At 69.3% G+C, this 6,282-nt stretch carries 4 protein-coding genes; 1 reads left to right on the forward strand and 3 read right to left on the reverse strand.

Annotation, left to right across the window (positions count from 1 at the left end; all coding sequences use genetic code 11):
* Nucleotides 1–200: 200 nt before the first annotated feature.
* Nucleotides 201–1,244, forward strand: a complete 1,044-nt coding sequence (locus tag P1P75_RS38670) for a glycosyltransferase family 2 protein (protein ID WP_319264208.1) — start codon at nucleotides 201–203, stop codon at nucleotides 1,242–1,244.
* A gap of 72 nt (nucleotides 1,245–1,316) precedes the next feature.
* Here P1P75_RS38670 and P1P75_RS38675 read toward each other — a convergent pair whose 3' ends face one another.
* The 3 genes from P1P75_RS38675 to P1P75_RS38685 form a co-directional block, all read right to left on the reverse strand.
* Nucleotides 1,317–2,795 carry an LCP family protein gene (locus P1P75_RS38675; protein WP_319264214.1) on the reverse strand — a complete coding sequence of 493 codons (1,479 nt, stop codon included), beginning with the start codon at nucleotides 2,793–2,795 and terminating at the stop codon, nucleotides 1,317–1,319.
* Between the two features lie 347 nt (nucleotides 2,796–3,142).
* Nucleotides 3,143–4,903, reverse strand: coding sequence for an LCP family protein (locus P1P75_RS38680; RefSeq protein ID WP_319264210.1), 1,761 nt, complete (start codon nucleotides 4,901–4,903; stop codon nucleotides 3,143–3,145).
* Nucleotides 4,904–5,169: 266 nt separating this feature from the next.
* The coding region (locus P1P75_RS38685) for an LCP family protein (protein WP_319264212.1) at nucleotides 5,170–6,282 on the reverse strand (1,113 nt) is incomplete at its 5' end.

A 6,282-nucleotide genomic window follows, 5' to 3' on the forward strand; every position in this document is an offset into this window, starting at 1 on the left:
ACAATATCTGTTTTTTTAGCGTGGTCGGCACCGTAAGATGTCTAGAAGATACAGTGACAAGCGGGTCACCTCCGGGCGACGGCCGTACGAGGCGTACGAGGGGAGCCGTGAGCACCGTAGGCCGACCGGATCCGCCGCCCGTCGCAGGGCACCCGGCGGCGCGCACCGTTGTCCCCCGTTCGCGGTAACGTGATGTCCCTATGAACGCGAAGTCCGACGTGCAGCTCCCCGCCGTGTCCGTCATCATGCCCGTCCTCAACGAGGAGCGGCATCTGCGCGGAGCGGTCCAGGCGATCCTCGCGCAGGAGTACGCCGGCGAGATGGAGGTCGTCATCGCCATCGGTCCGTCCACGGACCGTACGGACGAGATCGCCGCCGAACTCGTACGCGATGACCCCCGCGTGCACACCGTCCCGAACCCCACCGGCCGTACGCCCGCCGCCCTCAACGCCGCGATCAAGGCCTCGCGCCATCCGGTCGTCGTCCGCGTCGACGGGCACGGCATGCTCTCGCCGAACTACATCGCCACCGCCGTACGGCTCCTGGAGGAGACCGGGGCGCAGAACGTCGGCGGCATCATGCACGCCGAGGGCGAGAACGACTGGGAGCACGCGGTCGCCGCCGCGATGACCTCGAAGATCGGCGTCGGGAACGCCGCCTTCCACACCGGGGGACAGGCCGGCCCGGCCGAGACCGTGTACCTCGGTGTGTTCCGGCGCGAGGCGCTGGAACGGCAGGGCGGTTACAACGAGGAGTTCATCCGCGCCCAGGACTGGGAGCTGAACTTCCGCATCCGTGAGGCCGGCGGGCTGATCTGGTTCTCGCCGGAGCTGAAGGTGTCGTACCGCCCGCGCCCCAGCGTCAAGGCGCTCGCCAAGCAGTACAAGGACTACGGCCGCTGGCGGCACGTCGTCGCCCGCTACCACGAGGGCTCCATCAACCTGCGCTACCTCGCCCCGCCGGCCGCCGTCTGCGCGATCACGGCGGGGATCGTGGTCGGCGCGGCCCTCACCCCGCTCGGCTTCCTGATCCCGGGCGGCTATCTCGCGGCGATCGCGCTGGGCTCGCTGCCGGCCGGCAAGGGCCTGCCGCCGAAGGCACGCCTGCGGATCCCCGTGGCCCTCGCCACCATGCACATGTCGTGGGGCTTCGGCTTCCTGACCAGCCCCAGGTCGCTGGCCAGGAAGGTCATCGCGTCCCGCCGCCCGGCGGTCCTCAGCCCGCAGGCTCGCACTGAGCACTGAGCACTGAGCACTCAGCACTGAGCGACTGAGCACTGAGCGACTGAGCACCCCGAGGCGGCGGCAGGGCCCGGCCTACCAGCTGTAGGCCGGGTCCACGTGCATGCACTGGCTGGTGTCGGCGGCGTTCATGGTCTCCGCCGAGGTGGGCGTCTTGTCGTCCTCGACCGGCGCCTTGTACGCCGTGCCCGACCGCCAGTCCGCGCCCACGAAGAGCGTGACCCCGGAGACGTCGGTGGACTGCTTCACCTGGCCCGCCGGAACGCCCAGGGCCTTCGCGACCCGCAGGGCGTCCGCCTGGAGGTCGGCGCTCGGGTAGCGGATCACCGTCGTCTTCTCGGTGGTGGCCGGCGAGGTGTCCGCCCTGGCGTCGGTGAAGCCCTTGGCGACCAGCACCTCCGTCACCGTGGAGGCCCGTCCGCGCGCCGCGCCCAGGCTGTCGGTGTACGTCCCGTTGCGCACCTGTACGGCGATGTCCTGGTCCGCGGCGGCTGCGTCCGTGACCGTCGGGGACGGGCTCGCAGTGGCCTTCGCGGCGTCCTTGCCGTCCAGGGCGATGTCCTCGCGCACCAGCCGGAACAGCTTGCCGGCGTCCTCGGTGGGCACCACCCGGCCGGTCTGGACGGTGTCGTACCGGTTGGGCATCGTCGTCATGGTGATGCGCTCGGTGGGCACCTTCTGCAGCTCGGTCGCCAGGTCGTACATCTTCTTGATGCTGTCCAGGCCGTCATCGACGGTGATCGCCCGCGTGGCCGCCTCGGCGAGCTTGCGCAGCCCGTTGGGGTTGGTCAGCTTCGCCTCCGAGCGCAGCTGACGGACCATCGAGTTCATGTACATGTGCTGCGCCTTGGCGCGCGCCAGGTCGGTGTCGTCCTCGAAGCCGTAGCGGGTGCGCAGCCACTGGAGGGCCTGCTTGCCCTTGATGTCGTGGGTGCCCTCCGCCAGCCTCAGGCCCGAGCCCTTGCCGGTGGTGGTGTGCGAGTGGATGTTGGCGTCCACGCACACCGGGACGCCGCCGATCGCGTCCGCCATCGACACCACACCCCCGAAGTCGATCATCATGAAGTGATCGATGTGGATGTCGGTGAGCTTCTCCCAGGTGGCCACCGTGCAGCCCGGACCGCCGCGCCCCAGCGAGGAGTTGGTGATCTCGCGGGTGAGTGACCGGAACACCTCGCCGGTGTCGGGGTCCGTGCACTTGGGTATGTCGAGCAGGGTGTCGCGCGGCATGCTCACCACCGACATGTTGCTGCGGTCCGCGGAGACGTGCAGCAGCATCTGGACATCGGCGAGGGGCGTGCCGTTGAAGGTGTCCTTGGCCCCGCCGAGCTGCTGGTTCTCCACGGTGTCCCGCGCGTCCGAACCGATCAGCAGGATGTTCAGCGCCTTCTGACCGGCCTCGTTGGCCTTCGTCTCGGCCGCCCGGTCCTTGGCGTCGCCCAGGTTCAGCTTGTCGCTCTTGATGTTGGCGTTGAGATGCTGGTAGTAGAGGTACCCGGCCCCCGCGCCGCCCACTGTCACCAACGCGAGCAGGGTCGCCGACCAGCGAAGCAGCCGCCGTCGCCGCCGTCTTCGGTCCGTGCCGCGGCCGGTTCTGCGACGACCGCCGCTCCCGCCCGCGCCACCGTCCTCGGCTGCCCCGGCCCCGGCACCGTCGCCCTTGCCCGCTCCGTCTTCGCCCGCTCCCTCTGCGCTCGTGTCGTCCACGCTCGCGCCGCCGTCCTCGGCCGTCGCCTCGTCGTCCGCCGTTGTGGACGTGCCGTTTCCGACGCCCCCGGCCCCGGGAACCGCTTTCCGTACCGTGCTGCGCCCCACTGGCCCCACCCCTCCCCCTCGTGCGCCTGACATGACACGGGCCCGTCCCGCGTCAAGTCAGACGCTCGACGGGCCCGCAGGGTTACCTACTTGGCGCACTCGACCTTGTCCGCCGTGGACTTGTCGACCGTGGCCGGCACGGTCGTCGGGGCCGTGAGCGAGACGCCCGCGCCCTTGAAGTCCTTGCCCAGAGTCAGGGTCATCGTCGGCAGACCCTGGGAATTGGTGACGCTCTCTCCCGGCTTCAGGGCCGTCCCCGGCAGCCCCATGATGGCGGCGAGCTTGCGTGCCTGGGCGGCCTGCTCGGGCCCGTACTCGAGCGTCGTCCTGGTGAGCGCCGCCGGGGCGTTGCCCGCGTTCTCGGACTTCGTCACGCCCTCCTCGACCTGGAGCCAGCTGAGAGTGGCCTGTGCGCTGCCGGACTTGGCTCCGCCGTTCATGACCTGCACCCGCACCTCGGAGGCCGCGGACTGGGTGCCCTTGAGGCGGGCCGCCGCGGCCGCCGCCGCCGCGTTCTTCGACGCCTGCGCCTGCTCCTTCACCTCGGTGAAGGACACGTCGTCCTTGATCATCTGGAAGACGGTGGGCGCCGTCGCCCGGTTCAGGACGACCGTGGCCTTGACCTTCTCCGCCGGGTTGTCGACGACGGGCACCGTGGCGAAGGTCAGGTTCTTGGTGTTGAGCTTGCCCAGCTCCAGGCCGAGGTCCTTGAGCTTGGTGATGCTGTCCAGCTGGGAGTCGACGGTGAGCGCCTTCGTGCCCGCCTCGGCCAGCTTGATCATCTTGGTGGGGCTGGTGAGCGTGTCGTTCGACTTCAGCTTGCGCATCAGCGAACCGAGGAACTGCTGCTGGATCGCGATCCGGCTCAGGTCACCGCCGAAGCCCACCGAGTGCCGGGTGCGCAGGAACGCCAGCGCCTGCTCGCCCTGGACGGTGTGCGTGCCCTCCGGCAGCTTCAGATGCGAGTCCGGGTCGTCGATGTCCTTGGCCAGACACACCTCGACCCCGTCGACCGCCGTCGTCAGCGTCTTGACCGCGTTGAAGTCGGCCACCATGAAGTTGTCCGGGGTGACCCCGGTCAGCTCGGTCACCGTGCGCATGGTGCAGCTGGGCGTACGGCCGTCCTGGCCGAGGCTGGTGTTGAAGCGGACGCCCTGCGTGCCCTTGATGACCTCGCTGGTGCCGTCCTCCTGCTCGGTCGGGCAGTCCGGGACGTCCACGATCAGGTCGCGCGGGATGCTGAGCGCGGTCGCGTTCGTGCGGTCCTTGGAGACGTGCAGCAGGATCGTCGTGTCGGCGTGGCCCACGCTGCCGGAGTCGCCGTAGCCCTCGTTGCCCGAGCCGGTGCGCTTGTCGGTGCCGATCACCAGCAGGTTGATCGCCTTGTCCTTGCTGAAGCCACCGGTGCCCGCGCCGTCGTCGGAGACGGAGGTGATGTTGTCGTTGAGGTGCTCCAGGTAGAGGTAGGCCGCACCGGCGGTACCCAGCAGCACGAAGGACATGATCCCGCCGGTCCACAGCAGGACCTTCTTGGCCTTCGACTTCCTCTTCGCGGGCCGGCGCCCGCGCCTGCCCGGCGCGGGCTCCTCCGGCGCACCCCGTCGCCGGCGCGGTCCCGGCACCTCCGGGGCCTCCCGGTCGGGAGCCGTCGTACGGCTGCCGGAAGCGGCCTCGGGGGCGGCCGGTGCGCCGCTCGCCGCAGGGGCGGCACGTCTGCGAGGTCCGGGCACCGCCGACTGCGGTGCGGAAGGGCTCAGTCGCAGTTCGTATTCGCCGGTGTCCGGATTGAGTACCCACTGGTCTGCGGGGTCGATGTTCTCCACCCGCCCACGGCCTTGCGCGTCCACGGTTGTCGTAATCCTCCGTCGGGGCCACGCGGCGCCTTTACCCCCACTAGGCGCTCGGGTCTCGGTCACACAGTGCACGACCCCAGAACGGGTCCTCAGGCCGGGTGCACCGGATCGCTCACACTAGCCGCCAAGTTCGGCGCGGAGCGACGACGGTGACAAATTCCACGTCCCTACAACCGGGCAATCCGGGCTATTTCCTTGAACTGGAGTTCGCCGTGGCCGGCCCGCTTGGGAAGCGCTTTACCCACGGCTGTGCGCACGGCTCACGCGCAGGTGTGATCGCCTGCCGTGTTCCCTTCGAAACTCGGCTCCGACGGACTCGGCGACGTGTACTTATCGTGATCGGGCGACTCCGAAGAGGCGGAATTCCCCGGCTTCGCGGACCTCCCCGGCTCCCCCTCTTCCCCCGGTGTTCTCCCGGTGACGGCGACCGGCGCGTCCGTCCGCAGCCGCTCGAAGAGCTTCTTCGCGGCGGGCTCCACGAGTTGGTCGCGATTCGCGTCGTTGACATACGACTCCCGTGGAACAGTCAGAAATCGCACCTGTTCGGTGGGAATGTCGCGCAGGCCGCGCACGAGTTCGTAGAGACCGCGCAGACTCGCCAGATCCGGGTCGGTGGTGAGAGCGGACGTGGCCGCGTCCAGCACCGGATACAACTTCACCGGATTCAGCAGGACGTCATTGCTCTGTGCCTTGTTGACGAGCGCCCCGAGGAATCGTTGCTGCCGCTCCATCCGGTCGGTGTCGCTGCCGTCGCCGAGGCTCTTGCGGGCGCGGACATAGCCGAGGGCCTGTTCACCGTCGAGCGTCACCCGCCCCGCGGGCAGCCGCAGTCTGGCCGCCTTGTCGCTGATCGGCTCCTTCAGGCACACCTCGACCCCGTCGAGCGCGTCGACCATCTTCTTGAAACCATGGAAGTCGACGACGACGTGATGGTCGATCCGGATGTCCGTCAGCTTCTCGACCGTCCGGATCGTGCACGCCGAACCGCCCGTCTGGAACGAGTAGTTGAACATCGCGAACCTCGGCGCCGACCGGGAACCGTCCGGCCGGCGGCAGGCCGGTACGTCCACCATGAGATCGCGGGGTATCGACACGGCCGTCGCGCTCTGCCGCCCGGCGGACAGATGCAACAGGATCGTCGTGTCCGACCGCTCAGTCCCTGAATCCCGTCCGTACGCGCTGTTGCCGTCCCCCGCGCGCGAGTCCGAACCGATCAGCAGCACGTTCTGCGCGTCCTTCACCAGCGCGGTCGGCCGCTCCTTGGCGTACCGCGCCAGCTCCGCCGCGGCGGCCTCGTCCGGCGTGATGTTCCCGTCGAGCTTCGCGTACACCACCCACCCGGCGACCCCGGTCCCCACCACCAGCAGCCCCAC

This window comes from Streptomyces sp. ID05-39B, assembly GCF_033794725.1.
Classification (GTDB): domain Bacteria; phylum Actinomycetota; class Actinomycetes; order Streptomycetales; family Streptomycetaceae; genus Streptomyces; species Streptomyces bobili.

Excerpts from the sequence above, each read along its gene's own strand:
- P1P75_RS38670 (WP_319264208.1), top strand. The coding sequence starts at position 201 with ATGAACGCGAAGTCCGACGTGCAGCTCCCCGCCGTGTCCGTCATCATG.